At 57.1% G+C, this 19769-nt stretch carries 22 protein-coding genes; 10 read left to right on the forward strand and 12 right to left on the reverse strand.

The annotated features are described in order from the left end of the window. Positions 1 to 22: 22 nt before the first annotated feature. Genes marB through marR form a run of 3 tightly spaced genes read right to left on the reverse strand, consistent with a single transcriptional unit; the run spans position 23 to position 1105 of the window. Entirely contained in the window at positions 23 to 241 is a 219-nt protein-coding gene (gene marB, locus ABLV75_RS03785; RefSeq protein ID WP_004102353.1) for a multiple antibiotic resistance protein MarB, read from the reverse strand. Between the two features lie 31 nt (positions 242 to 272). Further along, positions 273 to 653: an MDR efflux pump AcrAB transcriptional activator MarA gene (gene marA / locus ABLV75_RS03790; RefSeq protein WP_004102351.1), complete on the reverse strand. Its 381-nt coding sequence runs from the start codon at positions 651 to 653 to the stop codon at positions 273 to 275. A 17-nt stretch (positions 654 to 670) separates the two neighbouring features. After that, on the reverse strand, positions 671 to 1105 hold the full coding sequence (gene marR, locus ABLV75_RS03795; RefSeq protein WP_004102349.1) for a multiple antibiotic resistance transcriptional regulator MarR: 435 nt from the start codon (positions 1103 to 1105) through the stop codon (positions 671 to 673). A 260-nt stretch (positions 1106 to 1365) separates the two neighbouring features. Between marR and ABLV75_RS03800 the strand changes: the two genes are divergently transcribed. Beyond that, a complete protein-coding gene (locus tag ABLV75_RS03800) occupies positions 1366 to 2034 on the forward strand; it encodes a MarC family NAAT transporter (RefSeq protein WP_004102348.1) in 669 nt (222 codons plus the stop codon). A gap of 72 nt (positions 2035 to 2106) precedes the next feature. Here the strand turns inward: ABLV75_RS03800 and ABLV75_RS03805 are convergent, their stop codons facing one another. Continuing rightward, the gene (locus ABLV75_RS03805; RefSeq protein ID WP_023321061.1) at positions 2107 to 3306 is read right to left on the reverse strand and encodes a sugar transporter; all 1200 of its coding nucleotides are present in this window, start codon (positions 3304 to 3306) and stop codon (positions 2107 to 2109) included. A gap of 205 nt (positions 3307 to 3511) precedes the next feature. On the opposite strand from ABLV75_RS03805, the gene ABLV75_RS03810 reads away from it, so the two are divergent. Next, entirely contained in the window at positions 3512 to 4303 is a 792-nt protein-coding gene (locus ABLV75_RS03810; protein ID WP_004102346.1) for a PhzF family phenazine biosynthesis protein, read from the forward strand. 9 nt (positions 4304 to 4312) lie between these two features. Beyond that, positions 4313 to 5128, forward strand: a complete 816-nt coding sequence (locus ABLV75_RS03815; RefSeq protein ID WP_004102345.1) for a PhzF family phenazine biosynthesis protein — start codon at positions 4313 to 4315, stop codon at positions 5126 to 5128. Between the two features lie 125 nt (positions 5129 to 5253). On the opposite strand, the gene ABLV75_RS03820 is transcribed toward ABLV75_RS03815, so the two are convergent. From ABLV75_RS03820 to ABLV75_RS03845, 6 genes are all read right to left on the reverse strand, one after another. Next, positions 5254 to 6534: an SLC13 family permease gene (locus tag ABLV75_RS03820; protein WP_004113290.1), complete on the reverse strand. Its 1281-nt coding sequence runs from the start codon at positions 6532 to 6534 to the stop codon at positions 5254 to 5256. Positions 6535 to 6553: 19 nt separating this feature from the next. Beyond that, positions 6554 to 7024, reverse strand: a complete 471-nt coding sequence (locus ABLV75_RS03825; RefSeq protein WP_004102341.1) for a YhcH/YjgK/YiaL family protein — start codon at positions 7022 to 7024, stop codon at positions 6554 to 6556. Next, positions 7021 to 8193 carry an exo-alpha-sialidase gene (locus tag ABLV75_RS03830; RefSeq protein WP_004102339.1) on the reverse strand — a complete coding sequence of 391 codons (1173 nt, stop codon included), beginning with the start codon at positions 8191 to 8193 and terminating at the stop codon, positions 7021 to 7023. The genes ABLV75_RS03825 and ABLV75_RS03830 overlap by 4 nt, the downstream gene beginning before the upstream one ends. Positions 8194 to 8222: 29 nt before the next feature. Further along, the gene (locus tag ABLV75_RS03835) at positions 8223 to 8984 is read right to left on the reverse strand and encodes a TerC family protein (RefSeq protein ID WP_004113287.1); all 762 of its coding nucleotides are present in this window, start codon (positions 8982 to 8984) and stop codon (positions 8223 to 8225) included. Between the two features lie 112 nt (positions 8985 to 9096). Beyond that, positions 9097 to 9981: a dihydrodipicolinate synthase family protein gene (locus ABLV75_RS03840; protein WP_024274229.1), complete on the reverse strand. Its 885-nt coding sequence runs from the start codon at positions 9979 to 9981 to the stop codon at positions 9097 to 9099. Positions 9982 to 9999: 18 nt separating this feature from the next. Then, entirely contained in the window at positions 10000 to 11145 is a 1146-nt protein-coding gene (locus ABLV75_RS03845) for an iron-containing alcohol dehydrogenase (protein ID WP_024274228.1), read from the reverse strand. A gap of 176 nt (positions 11146 to 11321) precedes the next feature. On the opposite strand from ABLV75_RS03845, the gene ABLV75_RS03850 reads away from it, so the two are divergent. From ABLV75_RS03850 to ABLV75_RS03860, 3 genes are read left to right on the forward strand one after another with little or no spacing between them, the layout of a single operon-like run. Next, on the forward strand, positions 11322 to 12560 hold the full coding sequence (locus tag ABLV75_RS03850) for a four-carbon acid sugar kinase family protein (RefSeq protein WP_004113281.1): 1239 nt from the start codon (positions 11322 to 11324) through the stop codon (positions 12558 to 12560). Further along, entirely contained in the window at positions 12553 to 13539 is a 987-nt protein-coding gene (locus ABLV75_RS03855; protein ID WP_004113279.1) for a D-threonate 4-phosphate dehydrogenase, read from the forward strand. Before ABLV75_RS03850 ends, ABLV75_RS03855 begins: the two co-directional genes overlap by 8 nt. 1 nt (position 13540) lies before the next feature. Next, the gene (locus ABLV75_RS03860; protein WP_004102327.1) at positions 13541 to 14302 is read left to right on the forward strand and encodes a DeoR/GlpR family DNA-binding transcription regulator; all 762 of its coding nucleotides are present in this window, start codon (positions 13541 to 13543) and stop codon (positions 14300 to 14302) included. A gap of 13 nt (positions 14303 to 14315) precedes the next feature. Here ABLV75_RS03860 and ABLV75_RS03865 read toward each other — a convergent pair whose 3' ends face one another. Next, positions 14316 to 15260 (reverse strand): L-lactate dehydrogenase, encoded by a 945-nt coding sequence (locus ABLV75_RS03865; RefSeq protein ID WP_004113278.1) that lies wholly within the window; start codon positions 15258 to 15260, stop codon positions 14316 to 14318. A gap of 144 nt (positions 15261 to 15404) precedes the next feature. Between ABLV75_RS03865 and ABLV75_RS03870 the strand changes: the two genes are divergently transcribed. Then, positions 15405 to 15887 carry a GNAT family N-acetyltransferase gene (locus ABLV75_RS03870; RefSeq protein ID WP_004113275.1) on the forward strand — a complete coding sequence of 161 codons (483 nt, stop codon included), beginning with the start codon at positions 15405 to 15407 and terminating at the stop codon, positions 15885 to 15887. Here ABLV75_RS03870 and ABLV75_RS03875 read toward each other — a convergent pair. Beyond that, positions 15841 to 16719, reverse strand: a complete 879-nt coding sequence (locus ABLV75_RS03875; RefSeq protein ID WP_004102317.1) for a LysR family transcriptional regulator — start codon at positions 16717 to 16719, stop codon at positions 15841 to 15843. The two genes, ABLV75_RS03870 and ABLV75_RS03875, sit on opposite strands and share 47 nt — an antisense overlap. Positions 16720 to 16824: 105 nt before the next feature. Between ABLV75_RS03875 and sad the strand changes: the two genes are divergently transcribed. The 3 genes from sad (at position 16825) to ABLV75_RS03890 (ending at position 19713) form a co-directional block, all read left to right on the forward strand. After that, positions 16825 to 18210, forward strand: a complete 1386-nt coding sequence (gene sad / locus ABLV75_RS03880) for a succinate-semialdehyde dehydrogenase (RefSeq protein ID WP_016808767.1) — start codon at positions 16825 to 16827, stop codon at positions 18208 to 18210. Between the two features lie 202 nt (positions 18211 to 18412). Further along, positions 18413 to 19339, forward strand: a complete 927-nt coding sequence (glsB, locus tag ABLV75_RS03885) for a glutaminase B (protein WP_023329760.1) — start codon at positions 18413 to 18415, stop codon at positions 19337 to 19339. Further along, on the forward strand, positions 19339 to 19713 hold the full coding sequence (locus ABLV75_RS03890; protein WP_004102313.1) for a DUF4186 domain-containing protein: 375 nt from the start codon (positions 19339 to 19341) through the stop codon (positions 19711 to 19713). Before glsB ends, ABLV75_RS03890 begins: the two co-directional genes overlap by 1 nt. Positions 19714 to 19769 lie beyond the last annotated feature (56 nt).

A 19769-nucleotide genomic window follows, 5' to 3' on the forward strand; every position in this document is an offset into this window, starting at 1 on the left:
CGGTGACGGGGCTAAAGGGATTTTACAGGCCTTGCTGGTTGTAATAGGGTACGCCCAGTTCATCTGATTTATCACTGCCCGAAGCCATGTGATTGAAATCAAAAGGCGAATCATTATGCTCGGAAGGAATAATCATCGCATCCCGGTTGTTGTGGCGAACCGGAGTGGTGGTCTGCTCCGCATAACTCTGGCTGGAGACCAGCGCCAATAGCACGATGGCGGCGGAAGCGAATAGTTTCATGATTTCCTCAATACGTCTTTTTTGCAGGCGGTTAACAACAGTTGTTCAACGGGAGCAGGTAGCGCGACTCGCCCGGCACGTTAGTAATACGATACTGGTGCGGCGGAACATCGAAATAGTTTTTGAAAGTCCGCGTCAGCGTTTGCTGCGACTCAAAGCCATAGCGCTCGGCCAGGTATAAGATAGGCTCGTTGCTCTGCTTCAGCTTCTGTGCAATCTCGGTCAGTTTACGGCTGCGGATATATTGTCCCAGCGAGTGACCGGTCTCTTTCTTGAACATTCTTTGCAGGTGCCACTTGGAGTAACCTGAGCGCTCTGAAACCTTCTCCAGCGACAGGGGCGATTCCAGGTTATCCTCGATCCACGACAAAATACTATGGATAGTGATGGCGTCGTTATTGCGTCTGGACATCATCTTACCTCTTCTTATTACGACAGAACTTTTTTGAGCAGACACTCAAGAGTGGCCACTTCATCCGTCGACAGATTTTTTGTTAGTTCCTGGTGCAATTTCTGACCCACAACCTGATGACACTGCTCACAAAGGGCTGCGCCGTCTGGCGTTAGCTGCACCAGTACGCCACGCTTGTCAGTCGGGTTGGGTAACCGTTCAATCCAGCCTTTACAGACCAGGCGGTCAAGCATGCGCGTCATGGCGCCCGGATCGACGGAAAGGACGGTTTTCAGCTCAACGGGGGTAATACACACTTCGCAACGAATGGAACAGAGCACCCGAAACTGGGTGGACGTAATATCCATCGGTGAGAGGTAGTCATTGAGCAGGCGATCTTTTTTCTGGTTAACCATCTGGATCAAGCGTCCGAGGGGGATCATTTCGTTAAACAGGTCGCTTGTACTTTTCACGATGGTTGCCCAGGCAATGACTTAGTTGCGGGAGATATTATTGCCTAGGCAAATATAAGTCAACCTGATGAATAAGCCGATGCCACGATTTGCTAAAACGGATAGTTGTGATGCAGGTCACTCTATTTGGCGCGGTTGTCTTATGATTTATTGCATGATGGATACATTCTGCCGGGAACTCGCGCTACTCTGACAACCGACGCTATACTCGGCGCGCGTCATTTTTTGATAATCCAATATTTACAGGACTTTAACTCACTATGATGGATCTTTTTAAAGCGATAGGCCTGGGACTGGTTGTGATCCTACCGCTGGCAAACCCGCTGACTACCGTGGCGCTGTTCCTTGGCCTGGCCGGAAACATGAATAACGCCGAGCGTAACCGGCAGTCGCTGATGGCCTCGGTCTACGTGTTCGCTATCCTGATGGTCGCGTGGTACGCCGGGCAGGTGGTGATGAACACCTTTGGCATATCGATTCCCGGACTGCGTATCGCCGGGGGGCTGATTGTCGCCTTTATCGGCTTCCGGATGCTGTTTCCGCAGCAAAAGGCCCATGATTCGATGGAAGCTAAGCTCAAATCGGAAGAGCTCGAAGATGAACCGACGGCCAATATTGCCTTCGTTCCCCTGGCGATGCCGAGCACCGCAGGGCCGGGGACGATCGCGATGATTATCAGCTCGGCGTCGACGGTGAAGCACGGCGCAAACTTCCCGGAGTGGGTTGTGCTGGCGGCGCCGCCGATTACTTTTGCGCTGGTCGGCATTATTCTGTGGGGTTGCCTGCGCAGCTCCGGAGCGATTATGCGTCTGGTCGGGAAGGGCGGTATCGAGGCGATTTCCCGCCTGATGGGCTTCCTGCTGGTCTGTATGGGCGTGCAATTCATCATCAACGGCGTGCTGGAGATTATTTCGACCTATCACGCCTGACGACTTTGCGTCGACAGGAAAAATAAAAAAGCCTGCCGTTTTGCAACCGGCAGGCTTTTTTTAGTCGAACGATCAGGAGTGATGCGGCTGATGGTCGTCCAGCGAGATCGGCCAGCGGCGGAAAATCATCACCGCCCACATTAACGCGACGACGGCCGGGATCGCGCCGACATAGCCAATCGATGCCATCGACAGATGGGTGCTGACCTGACTGCCCACCAGCGCGCCAGCGCCGATGCCGATATTAAAGATCCCCGAAAACAGCGACATCGCCACGTCGGTTGCATCCGGCGCCAGCGCCAGCACTTTAACCTGCATACCAAGCCCGATAATCATGATCGCCACGCCCCAGAAGACGCTCAGCAGCATCAGGTGGTTAGCGTTGTGCGAGGCGGGCAGCAGCAGTAGCAGACACGCCAGCAGCAGGCCAATCGCCGCATTGATTAATCCGGAAGCATGCAGGTTGCCGAGCTTACCAAACAGAATGCTGCCGACGATACCCGCGCCGCCCAGCGTCAGCAGCAGCACGGTCGCGAAGTTGCCGCTCAGGCCGGCGACCGTCTGAACGAACGGTTCAATATAGCTATAGGCGGTATAGTGCGCGGTCACCACAATCACCGTCAGTAAATAAATACTCAGCAGCGCAGGGCGGCGGAACAGCACCGGTAGGCTTTTCAGCGAACCTGAATGCTCGCTCGGCAGCCTGGGCAGCAGCTTGATCAGGCATACCATGGTGATCAGCGCTCCCAGGCCAATAACCAGGAAGGTGGTGCGCCAGCCAAAGTACTGCCCGACGATACGGCCGATCGGGATACCGAAAACCATCGCCAACGCGGTACCGGTAGCAATCAGGCTCAGCGCCTGCGCCCGTTTACCGGCTGGCGCCATACGAATCGCCAGCGCTGAAGTAATCGACCAGAATACCGCGTGGGCAAAAGCGATACCGATACGGCTGATCACCAGCACGTTAAAGTTCCATGCCAGGAACGACAGCACGTGGCTGGCGATAAACAGAATAAACAGGCCAACCAGCAGACGACGGCGCTCCATCTTGCTGGTCAACAGCATAAAGGGCAGCGACATCAGCGCGACGACCCAGGCGTAGATCGTCAGCATAATCCCCACCTGCGCCGTTTCCATGCCGAAGCTGTCAGCAATGTCCGACAGCAGGCCAACGGGCGCAAATTCGGTGGTATTAAAAATAAATGCCGCAATCGCAAGCGTGACTACGCGCAGCCACGCGACCTTGCGTGAAACCGTATTTGTCATCATAAGTTCAGGGCTGGTTACAAAGAGGAAAGAAGTGGCACGATCTTAAAACGATCGCTGCCTAAAACACAACCATTTTGTGATCTGAGTCTCATTTTTGTTTGAAGGAAATACCTGAACCTAACGGATTAATTTTCTTATAAAAGGTGTGCAATTATCCCGTTTATGTCATGTTATCGATAAGTAAAGAAGATGAAGGGACCGAACGATGCAGGAAATTAATTTTTATCTGGTCGATGCGTTCAGCGACCATAGCTTTGGCGGCAACGCAGCGGCGGTTTGCCCGCTCACCGAATGGCTGCCGGACGAAACGTTGCTGAAAATGGCGCAACAGCATAATCAGTCGGAGACGGCGTTTTTCGTCCGCACCGATGAAGGATACGAGCTGCGCTGGTTTACCACGCTGGATGAGATCAACCTTTGCGGCCATGCGACGCTGGCGGCATCGCACGTGATTTTTGAATATTTCGATCACCCGTCATCAACGATTGTCTTTAGCACCCGTTTTGTTGGCGAGCTTCGCGTCACGCGCAGCGGCGACTGGCTGACCCTGGATTTCCCGGCCTGGGCGACGACCGCCGTTGAGCAGCCGCCTGCGGAACTGCTGGCCGGGCTCGGACTGCGCGAAGCGCAGGAGATACGCGTGGCGCGCGATTATCTGGTGATTCTGGCCAACCGCCAGCAGGTGGAAGCCGTGCGCCCGGATATGCAGAGACTCCAGCGCCTCGGTAAAATGATCTGTATCAGCGCGGCGGATGAAGAGTATGACTTTGTCAGTCGTTTCTTCTGCCCGGGCGAGGCGGTGGCGGAAGATCCGGTGACCGGTTCGACCCACAGCATGCTGATTCCCTACTGGGGCGAAAAGCTCGGCAAAACGGAGATGCAGGCGCGGCAGGTTTCGGCCCGCGGCGGCGATCTGCGCTGCCAGTGGCGGGGCGAGCGGGTTCTGATCGGCGGTCAGGCGACGACCTATTTAATCGGCACGATTACGCTGCGTTAAGGAGGCCGGGTGACGGAAATCCCTTTTTATCTGGTGGCGGCTTTCAGCGACCAGCCTTTTGCCGGCAATCCGGCGGCGGTATGCCTGCTTAAAGAATGGCTGCCGGATGCGCTGCTGCTCAACATGGCGCAGCAGCACAACCAGTCGGAAACCGCGTTCGTGGTGCCAGAAAGCGATGGTTTTGCGCTTCGCTGGTTTACCACCCGCAACGAGGTCAATCTCTGCGGCCACGCTACGCTTGCCAGCGCGCATGTGATATTTCATCACCTGGATTATCCTGACGCGGTCATTCACTTCGCGACCGCTTCCGGTCGCCTGACCGTGAGCCGTGAAGGCGAGTGGCTGACGCTGGATTTCCCGGCGGGAGAAACGCAGGAGGGTGAGCCGCCCGCCGCGATGCTCTCCGCGCTGGGTATTGATAGCTATCTGCACGCGCGTAAGGGACGCGCATGGCTTATCGAGCTGGCCTCTCGCGACCTGCTAGAAGCCCTGCGGCCGAATATTACCGCGATGATCCCGGGTGAGCATAAAGTTACCGTTACCGCCGCAGGCAGCGGCGAATATGACTTCGTCAGCCGCTTTTTCTCCCCGGGAGAAGCGGTGTGGGAAGATCCGGTAACCGGTTCTGCGCATACCATGTTGATCCCCTACTGGCGTGCGAAGCTGGGCAAAACCCGGATGCTGGCGCGGCAGGTTTCCGCGCGCGGCGGTGATATTCGCTGCGAGCTAAAGGGCGAGCGGGTATTAATGAGCGGCCAGGCGGTAACCTATTTAAATGGCGTAATCACGCTACGTGAAATAACGTCAGGCGAGTACGAAAAATAAAAAGGGATCGGCAATAAACCTGCCGATCCCTTATCCATCCCCGCGTGTTGGGCAAACGTCTCCTGCGTACTCCACGAAAAACCAGAGCCACTATCGGGTCAGACCAGAACAGATTGAAGAGAAAACTACATCGGGAATATCACAATCGCGCCGACGCACAGTGCCAGAATCCGTATTAAGTACATCGGCACCGAGAATATCCAGAATTCCGGTAATTTATATTTCCCCATTCCCAGAATCATTGCCGGCATACCGTCAATCGGCATATAGCCACCGTTCCAGCCAGAAATGACCACCGCAATCGCGGCTGCGGTAGGGTTGAGGCCGAGGCTGGTACAGGCGGCGATCGCGATCGGCGCGAAGATATACACCGAGCCCATGTTCGACCCGGTAAAGGTTGAGCAGGTGCTGGTCAGTAGCGCAAAGATAAAAATAAACACGAAGGGCGATACGTTTGCGCCGAGCACGCCCGCCACCGCATCGCCGACCATTGCCGTGAAGCCCGTGCCTGCCAGCGCATCGGCAACGCCGATCACCCCAGCCATCATCAGGATAACCGGCGCGCCCATATGATCGCGAACCTCTTTGAAGTCGACAACGTTAATCATCATCACGAAGGCGGCGGCGAGACCCGGTACGACATAGGCGATATTGCCTAACTGATTCATCAGCATCATACCCACGACGCTGAACGCAAAGGCGCCAACGGTGCAATACTCTTTCCACGCGGGCAGCACCACGGCTTCCTCTTCGCGTACCGCCATCGCTTCCTCGGAGGCATCGGCGATCGGGTGATCGGGTAAAAAGCGATACGCAACCAGGCACCAGGCCAAAAAGGCCAGCGACATCACCAGATTGACCAGAGCAAATTTCACCATTGAAATCTCCTCGTTGAAACCGGCGGTTTGCAGTACCGTGGCGGTGACGCCAAACAGCAGCGCGACGTTAACCGGGAACAGAGGATGATTGGTGGCGAATCCCAGCGGCATCATCAGCTTTGAGGTCGGCAGCTTCTTGCTGTAGGGGATGGTCGAAACCAGTGACAGAATCAGCACGTAGTAGCCGGTTGAACCGGTACCCGCCAGGCTGGCGCCAATCATGACAATCACCAGTAGCAGCGCGTAGCTTTTATAGCTGCCTTTATTTACCAGATTAACCATCGCCGATTTTACGTTACCGATCAGCCGCGTTTTCTGCAGCGCCGCCATCACCACCATAAAGCCGGCGATCATAATGACGCTTGAGTTAACAAACCCGGCAAAGGCCTGCTGAACGTTGGAGAGCCCTGTCACAACCAATAGCAGACAGGCGAGCAGCGGCGGTGCGCCAAACGCCATTTTGTCTGACATAATAAGAACTATCATTAGCACCAGAATGCCCAGCGCCAGAATCATTTCCATTGTCATTGTTATTTCTCCTTCTTATTTACCCTTCCAGCATGTCGCTCGGCACTTTAAATACGGCTTTGCGTACCGTTGACGGCACGTCTACCGCGCACAGCGCCTGATGGGGTTCGCCGGGCAGAAATATCGCAAAATCACCGGGATACAGGGTGATGGATACCGGCAACGGGCTATCGCGGGCGATAAACAGATCCGGTTTGCGCTCTTCATCGCTATCCTGCGCGACGCAGAGCATTCCGGCGTTAATCACCTCGCAGCCCGCCAGCATCACCTGAATATCGGCCCACTGATGGTGATATTCGGTGTGCCGCTGGGCGGTCGGCTGGGTATGCGCTTCGCCGATATTGCAATACCAGCGACAGTTTTCCGGCTGCCAGCGGCCGTCCGGCCTGCCGCTCAGCGCCGCTAGCGTGGCTTGCGGAAGGGAGAGGATCTGCCGCAGCGCCGGGGGAAGCCCTGCCAGCGGCAGGGCGTTAAGGTTGCCGACGATCATCGTGCGGACTCCTTCACCCACTCGGGCGAAACGTGCACGTATTTAATCGCCTGGCGGAACCAGGTGTAGGCAATGTGCAGCGTGCCGTCCGCCCCTTGTTTGATACTCGGGTAGGAGAACTCGCGATTGCGCTTATCCAGCGAGTTATTGGTCATGCAGTAGCCGTCGCCTTCATCGAGGTTGCGCTGCCATGGCCAGGTTTTACCGCCGTCGGCGGAGATGGCTACGGTCATCGGCGCGCGCGGCGCTCCCCAGAAGGCCGAACGCCCGCTGGTCACTTCCGGCTCTTTACGGCTGTTATCGCCATCGTCGATTTCGTCGTAAAGCGATGCCCGGCGTTCCCGCGCGCCGGCGGCGCTCATGTGGTTAAAGACCAGCGCCAGTTCGCCGCTGGCGAGGGTAGTCACCTGAATAGATGAGTTGTTATTGGGCAGTTCAGTCGGTTCCGGCACTGACCAGCTTTCGCCGTTATCGACGGACTGACTGTAGTAGATATTGTCGGCCCAACGGCTGCGGAACAGCGCAACCAGCGTGCCGCCCGGCAGCGCGGTGATGTTCATATGTACGCAGCCCAGGCTTTGCGGGACTTCGACGTCGCGCCAGGTTTTGCCGCAATCGGAGGAGATTTTGACGGCGCTGATATCGTCGTTGCCAACCCATTTTTCACCCGGTTGAGTGCGGCAGTAGAAGACCGGCAGCAGCCAGTTGCCGTTGTCGAGGACGGTGATCGGCTGGCGAATAAAGGTGCCGGGCTTATCGAGCAGGGTGGCAATCTCGCCCCAGGTTTGACCCAGATCCGTTGACTGGCGATAGCGCACGATGGCGGTATCCTGGTTGCCGGAGATCTGCGCGGTCCACAGCAGCCATAGCACGTTATCCGGCGCCAGAAACAGCACCGGGTTTTGCTCGGAACGGCTGGCGTCATCAGACAATTTGACCGCATCGCTCCACTGGCGGCTCCCGGGCAGCAGACGCGATCCCCAAACGGAGATGTCGGCAACGCCTTCCTGGGTACCGCCGAACCAGACGCACATCAGGGAGCCGTCCGGCAGCGGCAGCAGGTTTGCCGCATGGTTTTGCGGGCAGGATGACGGTAACATCGCGGTTTCGAGCCGCGCGTCCTGTTCATGCTGATTAATGATTCCGTCACGAATTGCGGTTACAGACATATTCATACTCCGTTATTTTCAGTAGGGTTTTATTTGTTTAGCTGTAATGAGTCGTAAGCTTCTGCGGGCTGCGAAGCCTTAATGATTTTTTTATTACGAATAATATTGAGCGTTTCCACCGCCAGCGAAAAGAAAATGGCAAAATAGAGATAACCTTTTGCAATGTGTATCTCCAGACTATCCGCGACCAATAATATCCCCACCAGCAACAAAAAGGTTAAAGCGAGCATTTTCATCGTTGGCGTGTTATTGACAAAATCGCCAATGGTCTTTGCCGCGAACATCATAATGCCAACAGCAATAATGACTGCCGTAATCATAATGAAAATATGTTGCGACAAACCGACTGCGGTAATAACTGAATCCAGGCTAAAGACAATATCCAGCAGCATAATTTGGACAACCGCGCCCGCCAGCGAAAGCTGACGCTGGCCGCCGCCGTGCGACTCTTCTTCCAGCTGCAGTTCACCGCGTATCTCCTGCAGTGACTTGTAAATAAGGAAACAACCACCGACAAATAAAATGATGGTGCGCACCGATACGACAAAATGCGCAATAGTAAACAGCGGCACCGTTATATGCGCCAGCCAGGCAATAGATACCAGCAATAGCACGCGCATAACCATTGCGCCGCTTAATCCCAACTTACGCGCAACATTTTGTTGATGCGGTGGCAGTTTGGCTACTACCAGCGAGAGAAAGATAATATTATCGACCCCGAGAATAATCTCCAGAAAGGTGAGCGTTACCAGCGTCAACCATATTTCAGGGTCAAGCATCCATATAAACATTGAAACATCCCTTACGTTACGTAAGACGTTATATACAAAATATTAAATATTCCCGGCACTGATTTTTTGTTTACACCAGTGCCGGAAATTTAATTAACTATTTCCGCTATCGTCAGGAAATATATTTGGCAATAATTTGATTAATTTCCGCGCACTGCGCCGAGGTGAAGCTCACCGCGTAGCGACTGTCGCCAACATCGTGGCCCATCAGCTGCAGCGCTTTTTTTACCGCCGCCGGCGAGAACGCCACTTTATAAAGATCGGTGCGCAGACCGGTGACGCTCTCCTGAGCCTGGCGGGAGCCCTCAACATTGCCCGCTTTAAAATTTGCCCAGATGGCGTTGATCTCTTTTGGCGCGACGTTTGCCAGCCCGGAAATACAGGCGGAGCAGCCATCAACAAAACCCTGGTGTATCAGCGAATCAGGGCCGTTCAGCACGTCAAAATCGGCGATATCCCGGACCGCATCGAGGAAACCCTTCAGGCTTTCGTAGCTGCCGGCGCTGTCTTTGACGCCGATAATGTTCGGATGCTGCGCCAGCGCGCGCGCGGTTTGCGGTTCAATGGTGTTGCCGGTGCGCGCCGGGATGTTGTAGAGAAATACCGGTACACTCAGGGCGTCAGCAATGGCGGTATAGTGGGCGATCAGCTCATCCTGTTTTAGCGGCACAAACCAGGGGGTAATCACGGAGACCGCGTCAACGCCCAGTTGTTCGATCTGTTGACCCAGGCGGATCGTTTCGCGAGTCGACACTTCGCCAATATGCGCCACCACCGGCGCCCGACCGGCAACTTCATCCACGCAGGCTTTAGCGACGGCGATTTTTTCCGCTTCATTCAGCACAAAGAATTCGCCGTTGGTACCGCCGCAAAAAATACCGTTGCCCGCGGCGAGCTGGCGCTGTACCTGCTGCCTTAGCGCCGGGATATTCACGGCTCCCTCTGCGGTAAAAGGCGTGACGATGGCGGTCAGAACGCCGGTAATTGAATTGCTCATTTCATCTCTTCCCTGGTGTTATTGTGCGGGGAACAGGGTGCGGTAAACCGCTTCAACCTGATCCTGGTTAACGCTGCATGGCGCATTATTCAGTAAACGCTTGACGTTCAGCGCCGCTTCGCTCAGTTCGCTGATGCTCTCTGGCGGTACGCCCAGCGCGGCAAGGTTATCGGGCAGCTGCAGGCGTTTCACCAGCGCGGCGAGCCAGGCGACCAGCGCATGGGATTTCTCTTCTTCGCTAAGCGTCAGGTCGGCTTCAGGGAGCAGATCCCAGACCTGGGCAAATTTCGCCACCGCGTGTGGGCGCACCACCTTCATACAAGGCGCCAGCAAAATGGCGTTAGCCACGCCGTGCGGCAGGTGATATTTGCCGCCTAACGGATAGGAAAGGGCATGAACCAGATGAGTGCCCGCATGGTTAATAGCCACACCGCCATAATAAGAGGCCCACAGCATCTCCAGCTTCGCCGCCAGATTGTGCGGCTCGCTCACCGATAGCTCGATGTTGCGCACCAGCTTGCGCAGGCCAATCAGCGCCGCGTTATCGCTAACCGGATTGGCAACGGTCGAAGTAAAGCACTCAATAAGATGACACAGCGCGTCAATGCCGGTAGAGGAGGCGATATGCGCGGGCATGCTGGTGGTTAATTCCGGCAGCAGGGCAACATAATCCGGCAGCAGAACCGGGGAGATAATCCCCACCTTCGTATTCTGTTCCGGGATTGCCAGGATCGCGTTCGGCGTGGCTTCGGAACCGGTGCCGGCAGTGGCGGGAATTAATAACGAGGTCACCTTTTGCTGCGGCTTTTCGCCGGCCAGCAGCGCCTCAAGCCCCGGCGAGTCGGGATGCAGCAGAACCGAGAGCAGCTTGGCCACATCCAGAACGCTACCGCCGCCAATCCCGACTATTAGCTCCGGCTGGTTAGCGCTGACGAGGCGCAGAATTTGCGTCATATCATGTTGGCTTGGCTCTGCGGGTACGGAATCAACGATCTGAACCTGACGCCCTTCGTCTTCCAGAAGCGTACGGATCTGCCGTGCGGCATCGAGTTTGCCAACGTTGCCATCGGTGACCAGCAAAATGCGCTGTTTGCCGGTCAGCAGCGGTAGCAGGGCGGTAAACGCGCCCGCGCCGCTAATCAGGGTGCTGTTAATGGTTGCCACTTCTTTCTCCTGTCTTATGGATGATTAAACTTAATCATCTATTGTTCGGGTCACTCACATTGTGGGATGAAGTTATAATTTATAGCGAGATTTAATAACTTGAGCTTGCTCACATTTAATCAATTGTGATTGAATATAATCATTATCAATTTCGAACAGCTTGAAAAGGGAACATGATGGGCAGCGGCGATAACAAGGTGCTGGTTCTGGCGGATGACTTTACCGGCGCAAATGACGCGGGAGTCAGCCTGGCGGAGACGGGGATGCGGGCGGAAGTGGCGTTTAGCGCCAGCTACCAGGGAGAGGCGCAGGCGCTGATCCTCAATAGCGACAGCCGCGCGCAGCCCGCCGCAGAGGCGGCACGGCGCATCACGCATCTTTTACAGGCGGTGTTGCCGCGTTTTCAGCCGCGCTGGACGGTGAAAAAAATCGACTCCACGCTGCGCGGCAATCTCGGCGCCGAGCTGGAAGCAACGATGCGCGCGCTAAACTGCGCCGTAGCAGTTCTGGCGCCGGCTTTTCCGGCGGCTGGCCGGGTGACGCGCCGGGGGGTGTGCTATGTGCACGGCTCGCCGGTGAATGAAACCGAGTTCGCGACCGATCCGAAAACGCCGGTCAGCAGCGCGGATATCGCCGCCGTGGTCGCTCAACAAAGCGATTTGCTGTGCCGCGGGACAACGGTCCCCGGGCTGGCGGCAGAGCTGGAACAAACGGTTGAGACGCCGCGGGTGCTGATCGTCGATGCCGAAGAAAACCAGCAGCTGGACGCCATTATCGCCACGGTCGCTCTGTGCGAGCAGCGGGTGCTGCTGGTGGGGTCTGCGGGGCTATGCGACGCCCTGGCGCGTCGGCTGGCGACTATGCCGCACGGCCCGCTGCTGGCGGTGGTCGGTTCAATGAGCGAAATCGCGCAACAGCAGGTTGCCCGTCTTAATGAGCATCCGCGCGTCCGGCGGGTCGACATTGATGTGGCTATGGCCTTTGACGGCGATGCCGCCCTTGATGCCCGGCGTATCGTGGCGGTATTGAGCGAAAATAATCATTGCGTTATCACCACCCGACCCGATAGCGAGGCGCGAAAGGCGGTTGAAGCCTTGTGTCGTCGGCATGGGGTCGATCGCACCGCCCTTGGCGAGCGCATCTGCGCATACCTGGCGCGGGTCAGCGCGCTGGCCATCGCGCAGAGCCAGCCGGGAGCGCTCTATTTATCCGGCGGCGACGTGGCGATCGCCGTGGCGCAGGCGCTGGGCGCCAGCGGATTTCATATTACAGGCCGGGTGGCGCAATGCGTGCCGTTCGGCAATTTTCTGGGTAGTAGCTGGCAGCGGCCGGTAATGACCAAGGCAGGCGGATTCGGAACGGAAACCACCCTGCTGGAGGTTGTGAATTTTATTGAGGAGAAAATGAGTGACTAACATCATTGCGGTAACGATGGGAGACCCGGCAGGCATTGGCCCGGAAATTATTATCAAATCGCTGGTTGAGGGGAAACTCAACGGCGCGCCGGTCGTGGTGGTGGGCTGCGCGCAGACGCTGCGGCGGATCCTGGCGATGGGGATAACCCCGCCCGCCGAGCTGCGTATCATTGATCGTCCGGAACAGGCGCAGTTCAGCGCGGGCACGATTAACGTTATCGACGAACCGCTAGCCGATCCGCAAGGACTACGCGCGGGGGAAGTGCAGGCGCAGGCGGGGGATTTAGCTTACCGCTGCATCAAGCGAGCGACCGAGCTGGCGATGGCGGGTGAGGTGTTTGCGATCGCTACCGCGCCGCTCAATAAAGAAGCGCTGCATCTGGCCGGGCACAACTTCCCGGGACATACCGAAATGCTCGCCCATCTGACGCAAACCAAAGATTTTGCGATGGTGTTATATACCGATAAGCTCAAAGTGATCCATATCTCTACCCACGTGGCGCTGCGAAAATTCCTTGATAATCTGAACCAGCCGCGAGTTGAAACGGTGATCGGCATCGCCGATAGCTTCCTGCGCCGGGTGGGTTTCACTAATCCGCGCATTGCCGTTGCCGGAGTGAACCCTCACGCCGGGGAAAACGGTCTGTTTGGCGATGAAGAGATTCGTATCGTGGGTCCGGCCGTTGAAGCGATGAAGGCCAGAGGGCTCAACGTGACCGGGCCATGCCCGCCGGACACGGTATTTATGCAGTGTCACGAAGGTCTGTTTGATATGGTGGTCGCGATGTATCACGATCAGGGGCATATTCCGCTAAAATTACTTGGATTTTATGATGGGGTAAATATTACCGCCGGACTGCCGTTTATCCGCACTTCCGCAGACCACGGCACGGCGTTTGATATTGCCTGGACAGGTAAAGCTAAGTCTGACAGCATGGCAACCTCTATTGAGCTCGCCATGCAAATCGCACAGGAATAACATGAAGGGATATAACCGGTTAGAGCAGATTATGGATTTTCTGAAGAGCCATAATCTGGTGACAGTGGACCAGCTGGTGGCGGCGACTCACGCCTCGCCGGCGACGATTCGCCGCGACCTGATTAAGCTCGATCAGGAAGGGGTCATCAGCCGTACCCACGGCGGCGTCACGCTCAACCGGTTTATTCCTTCACAGCCCACCACCCAGGAGAAGTCCCAGCGCAGTCTGCAGGAAAAATACGCCATCGCCAGCGCGGCGGCGGCGTTAGTCAAGGCCGGGGACGCCATCGTCCTCGATGCCGGAACCACTATGATCGAACTTGCCCGGCAGATAACCCACTTGCCGCTGCGGGTGATCACCAGCGATCTGCATATCGCCCTGTTTCTCTCGGAATTTAAGCAAATTGAAGTTACCATCATCGGCGGACGCATCGACGACAGCAGCCAGTCCTGCATCGGCGATCACGGACGCCGTCTGCTGCAAAATATCTGGCCCGATCTGGCGTTCGTCAGCTGCAACGGCTGGGATCTGGAGAAGGGCGTAACCTCGCCAACGGAAGAGAAAGCGGCGCTGAAGCGGGATTTAATCGCGAACGCCCGGCGGCGCATTCTGCTGGCGGACAGCTCAAAATACGGCGCCTGGTCGCTGTTTAACATCACCCATCTTGACTCGCTCACCGACATCATCACCGATAATCATCTGCCGGAAGAGACGCGTGAACTGCTGGGGCATATCCATCCCCGGCTGATCATTGCCGACTAGCCGGGAAAGCGGGTTACGGTAGGCGGGCGATATTGGCTTTAATCACTTCCACAGAGCGGCGGAACTTCTCTGCTTCATCATCGGCCAGCTGCAGCTCAATGATCTGCTGTACGCCGCTTTGGGTAAGCACCGCGGGTACGCCTGCCGCCGCGCCGGTGATGCCGTATTCGCCATCCAGAATACACGATACCGCCAGCGCACGATGGCTGCCGGTGAAAATATGGCGGCAGATTTCGGCGATAGTCCCGGCGACGCCGTATTCGGTGCAGCCTTTACCGGCGTAAATTTCAAATCCCAGCTTGCGCACCTTTTCCGCAATCCGCTCCCGGTCGAGAATTTGACCAGTATGCTTTTGGTACACATCGCCGATGGCGGCGCCGTAAACCGCTGAGTGCGACCAGACCGGAAACTGGGTGTCGCCATGCTCGCCGAGAATAAAGGCGTCGATGCTCTGCGCGCCGATATCCAGCTCCTGAGCCAGCACTCTGCGCAGGCGCGTGGTATCCAGCCAGACGCCGGTACCCAGCACCTGGCTGCGCGGCAGACCTGAAAGCCGCCATACCTGCCAGGTGATGATGTCGCAGGGGTTGGTGGCAATCAAAAAAATACCGTTGAAACCGCCGCTCATCATTTGCGGAATGAGGCTTTTTACAATTGTCGCCGTGTTGGTCAGTTCGTCCAGTCGAGTCTGGCCCGGTTTGAGCGCACCGCCGGAAACGGTGAGCACCGCAATATCAACATCGGCGCAGTCGCTGGCTTCCCGCGAGGAAATCGTCATCATCCCCGGCATGTAGGCCGCCGCATCGCTCAGGTCCTGGGCGTGCGCTTCGGCGCGGGCTTTATTCAGGTCCACGAGGATTAACTCCTCGCAAATATTCTGATTCAACAGGGCATAGGCCGCAGAGGCGCCGACGTTGCCTGCCCCGATAATCATGACCTTGCGCGCTTTGGTATTCATGGTTTGTTCCTGATAAATGTCGTCATGACGCAAAATTACTGCCACTTTAGGGGGAAGCGCAAGCGAGGTGTGAAGCGATAAGTTAATGCTATGGCCGCCTGCGAGACGCTCCGCGCTACAGTATGGTCAAAAAGGAGCTTCTCTATGTACACAATCACCCCAACCCCGCAAAACCACCCGGATCTGATGGCCTTAATTGCCGAACTGGACGCGTATCAGCAGACGCTCTACCCGGCTGAGAGCAACCATTTGATCGACCTGAGCGCGTTACCGGCGGAGTCGGTTATTGCGCTTCTTATTCGCGATACGCAGCGCCACGCCGTCGGCTGCGGGGCGATCGTGCTCGGCGAAGAGGGGGTTGGCGAGATGAAAAGGGTGTTTATTCACCCGGCCCATCGCGGGCAGCAGCTGGGAGAACGACTGCTGGCCGCGCTGGAGGAAGAGGCGATAAATCGCGAATGCCATACCGTGCGCCTGGAAACGGGCATCCATCAGCACGCCGCCGTTGCGTTATATACGCGCAATGGCTACCAGACCCGTAGCGCCTTTGCGCCGTATCAGCCGGATCCGTTAAGCATCTTTATGGAGAAGATGCTGCTTGCCGATCTTCGTTCAGCAGCGCTATAAACGCGTCGAGCTGACGGGTTTTCGCCCCCCGCCGCCAGACCAGCCAGGTGGTCAGCCAGCGCCACTCTTCCGCCAGCGGCCAGGCGGAAACCTGCTGATGGCCCGGCATGCTCTCCAGCATACTGCGTGGGATCAGCGCCAGACCGGCGCCGGCAATGACGCAGGCCAGCATCCCGTGGTAGGACTCCATTTCATGGATGCGTCCCGGCGTGGCGCGATCGGCATGAAACCAGCTTTCAAAATGGCGGCGGTAGGAGCAGTTGGCGCGAAACGCATAGACGCTGGCGCCATTCACTTCACTGGCGCGCGCAATGGGCGGGTGGCCAAAGGGCGCGACGATCATCATCTCTTCGGGAAATACCGGTAACCCCTCAAGCCCTGGATGCACCAGCGGGCCGTCAACAAACGCCGCGCTCAGGTTTCCCTCCAGGACGCCGTCGATCATGGTGCCGGAAGGGCCGGTGGAGAGGGCCAGATGAATTTTGGGGTAACGTTGATTAAAGTGCGCCAGGGTTGGTGAAATGCGCACGGCGGCGGTACTTTCCAGCGAGCCGAGGGAAAACAGCCCCTGAGGTTCATCTCCGGCGACCACCATTCTCGCCTCATCTACCAGGGCGAGGATCTGCTGGCTATAGCGTAAAAAGCTATGCCCGGCAGGCGACAGGCGCAGACGCTGGTTTTCGCGAATAAACAGCTCTACGCCGAGATCCGCCTCCAGCTGGCGAATGCGCGTGGTCAGGTTCGACGGCACGCGATGCACCTTCTGCGCGGCCTGGGTAATACTGCCGGTGCTGGCGACGGCGTTAAACATTTCAAGCTGGGTCAGGTCCATGGCATTCTTCTTTTGTGAACAGGTTGCTTAATATTATTCATTTTTAATGAAGGGTAGGGTAAGCCAGAATAAGGTCACTTCGCAATCAACACAGAGAGATTAACGATGAATGTATCTGCCACTCATGCGGTTTCCGTGAACCCGACCACAGGTGAAACCATATCGTCTCTGCCCTGGGCGAGCGAACAAGAAGTTGATTCGGCCGTTGCCCTTGCGGAACAAGCTTATCGTCAGTGGCGCAACGTTAGCGTTGCGGAACGCGCGGCAGCGCTGCGTCATGTCGGTAACGCGATGCGCGCGCGCGGCGAAGCGCTGGCGCAAATGATTAGCCTGGAGATGGGAAAACCGATCGCTCAGGCGCGCGGGGAAGTCGCGAAATCGGCAAATCTCTGCGACTGGTATGCCGAGCACGGACCGGCGATGCTCAAAACCGAAGCGACGCTGGTTGAAGATAATAAAGCGGTCATTGAGTACCGGCCGATGGGCGCTATCCTCGCCATCATGCCGTGGAATTTCCCGGTGTGGCAGGTGCTTCGCGGCGCGGTACCGATTCTGCTGGCGGGCAACAGCTATCTGCTTAAGCATGCGCCAAACGTACTGGGAAGCGCGGCGATGATCGGTGAAATCTTTGCCGCAGCCGGCGTTCCGGCCGGGGTGTTTGGCTGGGTGAATGCCACCAACGATAGCGTTTCGCAGATGATCAACGATTCGCGTATCGCCGCCGTGACCGTTACCGGCAGCGTGCGGGCCGGGAAGGCGATTGGCGCGCAGGCCGGCGCGGCGTTGAAAAAATGCGTCCTGGAGCTGGGCGGTTCGGATCCGTTTATCGTGCTCAACGATGCCGACCTCGACGAGGCGGTGAAAGCGGCGGTGATCGGCCGCTACCAGAACACCGGGCAGGTCTGCGCCGCGGCGAAGCGTTTTATCGTCGAGGCGGGCATTGCCGAGGCCTTTACGCAGAAATTTGTCGCCGCCGTCGCCGCGCTCAAAATGGGCGATCCGCGCGATGAACAGAACTACATCGGGCCGATGGCGCGTTTCGATCTGCGCGATGAGCTGCATGAGCAGGTGCGCGCGACCTTAAAAGAAGGAGCGACCCTGCTGCTGGGCGCGGAAAAAATCGCCGGCGCGGGCAACTACTATGCGCCGACGGTGCTGGGCAACGTCACCGCTGAGATGACCGGCTTCCGCCAGGAGCTGTTTGGCCCGGTGGCGACAATTACCGAAGCTCGCGATGCCGACCACGCGCTGGCGCTGGCGAACGATAGCGAGTTTGGCCTTTCTGCAACGGTATATACCACCAGCGAAGCACAGGCCCAACGCTTTGCCGATGAGCTGGAGTGCGGCGGCGTGTTTATTAACGGCTACTGCGCCAGCGATGCCCGCGTGGCGTTCGGCGGCGTGAAGAAAAGCGGATTTGGCCGCGAGCTCTCCCATTTTGGTCTGCATGAATTCTGCAACGTGCAGACCGTCTGGAGAGATCGCCGCTAGACTGCGGAAAAATCCCCGGGTTGCGGCTAACGCCTGACCCGGGCTACCGATTCGTGCGATTTGCCGGTTTGGTCGCCCTGACAGGCCCCGCTGACGAGCGACCCTTCACCCTGGCGATGCAGGAGTAACAAAGAGGCTGTTTCTTCGCGACAGGTGCGCCTATAATTACCGCCCGAATTTTGATGTTGGCAAGGAGCCGCGCGTGGCGACGGTAATTAATAACGCAATGCTCGATGCCATTCTGGCTGAAGTCAGGCCGCTGATTGGCCGCGGTAAAGTGGCGGACTATATTCCTGCCCTGGCCAGGGTCAGCGGCGATAAGCTCGGCGTGGCAATCTGTACGGTGGACGGTCAGCACTACAGCGCCGGTGACGCCCACGAGCGTTTCTCGATTCAATCTATCTCCAAAGTCCTCAGTCTGGTGGTGGCGATGAACCACTATCAGGAAGAGGAGATCTGGCAGCGGGTGGGTAAAGATCCCTCCGGCCAGCCTTTTAATTCGCTGTTGCAGCTGGAAATTGAGCAAGGCAAACCGCGTAACCCGTTTATTAACGCCGGGGCGCTGGTGGTCTGCGATATGCTGCAAAGCCGTCTTAGCGCGCCCCGTCAGCGGATGCTGGAAATCGTGCGGCGCCTGAGCGGGGTGAGCGATATTGCCTACGATCCGGTGGTCGCCCGCTCGGAGTTCGATCATTCGGCGCGTAATGCCGCCATTGCCTGGCTAATGAAATCCTTCGGCAACTTTCACAACGATGTTGCCACGGTACTGCAAAACTATTTTCACTACTGTTCGCTGGAGATGAGCTGCGTAGAGCTGGCGCGTACCTTTCTGTTCCTTGCCGACCGGGGTATCGCCCCGCATCTTGCGACGCCGGTTATCGCGCCGATTCAGTCGCGGCAGGTCAACGCTTTGATGATGACCAGCGGCATGTACCAGAACGCCGGTGAGTTTGCCTGGCGCGTCGGTTTACCGGCGAAATCCGGCGTCGGCGGCGGGATTGTGGCCATCGTTCCGCAGGAGATGGCGATTGCGGTCTGGAGCCCCGAGCTCGATGACGCCGGGAACTCGCTGGCCGGGATCGCTTTACTGGAAAAACTGACGCAAAAACTGGGGAGGTCGGTATTCTGATGGTGCCCATAGAAAATCTGTTCGCCCGCCTGCAGCGCTCCACTTTTCGCTCCCGCTTTCGCCTCGGCGTAAAGGAACGGCAGTATTGCTATGATAAGGGGGCGGAAGTTATCGACCAGCACGCGGCGGATTTTATCGCCAGGCGCCTGGCTCCGGCGCAAATTCCTAACGATGGCAAACAGACTCCGATGCGCGGACACCCGGTATTCATCGCCCAGCACGCCACCGCGACCTGCTGTCGCGGCTGCCTGGAAAAGTGGCACGCTATCCCTCGGGGGCGGGGCCTCAGCGAGGCAGAACAGCGCTACGTGGTGCAGGTGATTCACCACTGGCTGGTGATCCAGATGAACTCGCCGGACCGCGGCAGAGCATAATTCATCGGGCGTCGGTATATGCCTGATAATTATTCTCATGATATGATGAACCGCTA

Origin of the sequence: Klebsiella sp. CN_Kp066, from assembly GCF_040065135.1 — a bacterium.
Taxonomy (GTDB): Bacteria; Pseudomonadota; Gammaproteobacteria; order Enterobacterales; family Enterobacteriaceae; genus Klebsiella; species Klebsiella oxytoca.

Excerpts from the sequence above, each read along its gene's own strand:
- marB (WP_004102353.1), bottom strand. The coding sequence starts at position 241 with ATGAAACTATTCGCTTCCGCCGCCATCGTGCTATTGGCGCTGGTCTCC.
- marA (WP_004102351.1), bottom strand. The coding sequence starts at position 653 with ATGTCCAGACGCAATAACGACGCCATCACTATCCATAGTATTTTGTCG.
- ABLV75_RS03800 (WP_004102348.1), top strand. The coding sequence starts at position 1,366 with ATGATGGATCTTTTTAAAGCGATAGGCCTGGGACTGGTTGTGATCCTA.
- ABLV75_RS03805 (WP_023321061.1), bottom strand. The coding sequence starts at position 3,306 with ATGATGACAAATACGGTTTCACGCAAGGTCGCGTGGCTGCGCGTAGTC.
- ABLV75_RS03810 (WP_004102346.1), top strand. The coding sequence starts at position 3,512 with ATGCAGGAAATTAATTTTTATCTGGTCGATGCGTTCAGCGACCATAGC.
- ABLV75_RS03820 (WP_004113290.1), bottom strand. The coding sequence starts at position 6,534 with ATGACAATGGAAATGATTCTGGCGCTGGGCATTCTGGTGCTAATGATA.
- ABLV75_RS03825 (WP_004102341.1), bottom strand. The coding sequence starts at position 7,024 with ATGATCGTCGGCAACCTTAACGCCCTGCCGCTGGCAGGGCTTCCCCCG.
- ABLV75_RS03830 (WP_004102339.1), bottom strand. The coding sequence starts at position 8,193 with ATGTCTGTAACCGCAATTCGTGACGGAATCATTAATCAGCATGAACAG.
- ABLV75_RS03835 (WP_004113287.1), bottom strand. The coding sequence starts at position 8,984 with ATGTTTATATGGATGCTTGACCCTGAAATATGGTTGACGCTGGTAACG.
- ABLV75_RS03840 (WP_024274229.1), bottom strand. The coding sequence starts at position 9,981 with ATGAGCAATTCAATTACCGGCGTTCTGACCGCCATCGTCACGCCTTTT.
- ABLV75_RS03850 (WP_004113281.1), top strand. The coding sequence starts at position 11,322 with ATGGGCAGCGGCGATAACAAGGTGCTGGTTCTGGCGGATGACTTTACC.
- ABLV75_RS03860 (WP_004102327.1), top strand. The coding sequence starts at position 13,541 with ATGAAGGGATATAACCGGTTAGAGCAGATTATGGATTTTCTGAAGAGC.
- ABLV75_RS03865 (WP_004113278.1), bottom strand. The coding sequence starts at position 15,260 with ATGAATACCAAAGCGCGCAAGGTCATGATTATCGGGGCAGGCAACGTC.
- ABLV75_RS03870 (WP_004113275.1), top strand. The coding sequence starts at position 15,405 with ATGTACACAATCACCCCAACCCCGCAAAACCACCCGGATCTGATGGCC.
- ABLV75_RS03875 (WP_004102317.1), bottom strand. The coding sequence starts at position 16,719 with ATGGACCTGACCCAGCTTGAAATGTTTAACGCCGTCGCCAGCACCGGC.
- sad (WP_016808767.1), top strand. The coding sequence starts at position 16,825 with ATGAATGTATCTGCCACTCATGCGGTTTCCGTGAACCCGACCACAGGT.
- ABLV75_RS03890 (WP_004102313.1), top strand. The coding sequence starts at position 19,339 with ATGGTGCCCATAGAAAATCTGTTCGCCCGCCTGCAGCGCTCCACTTTT.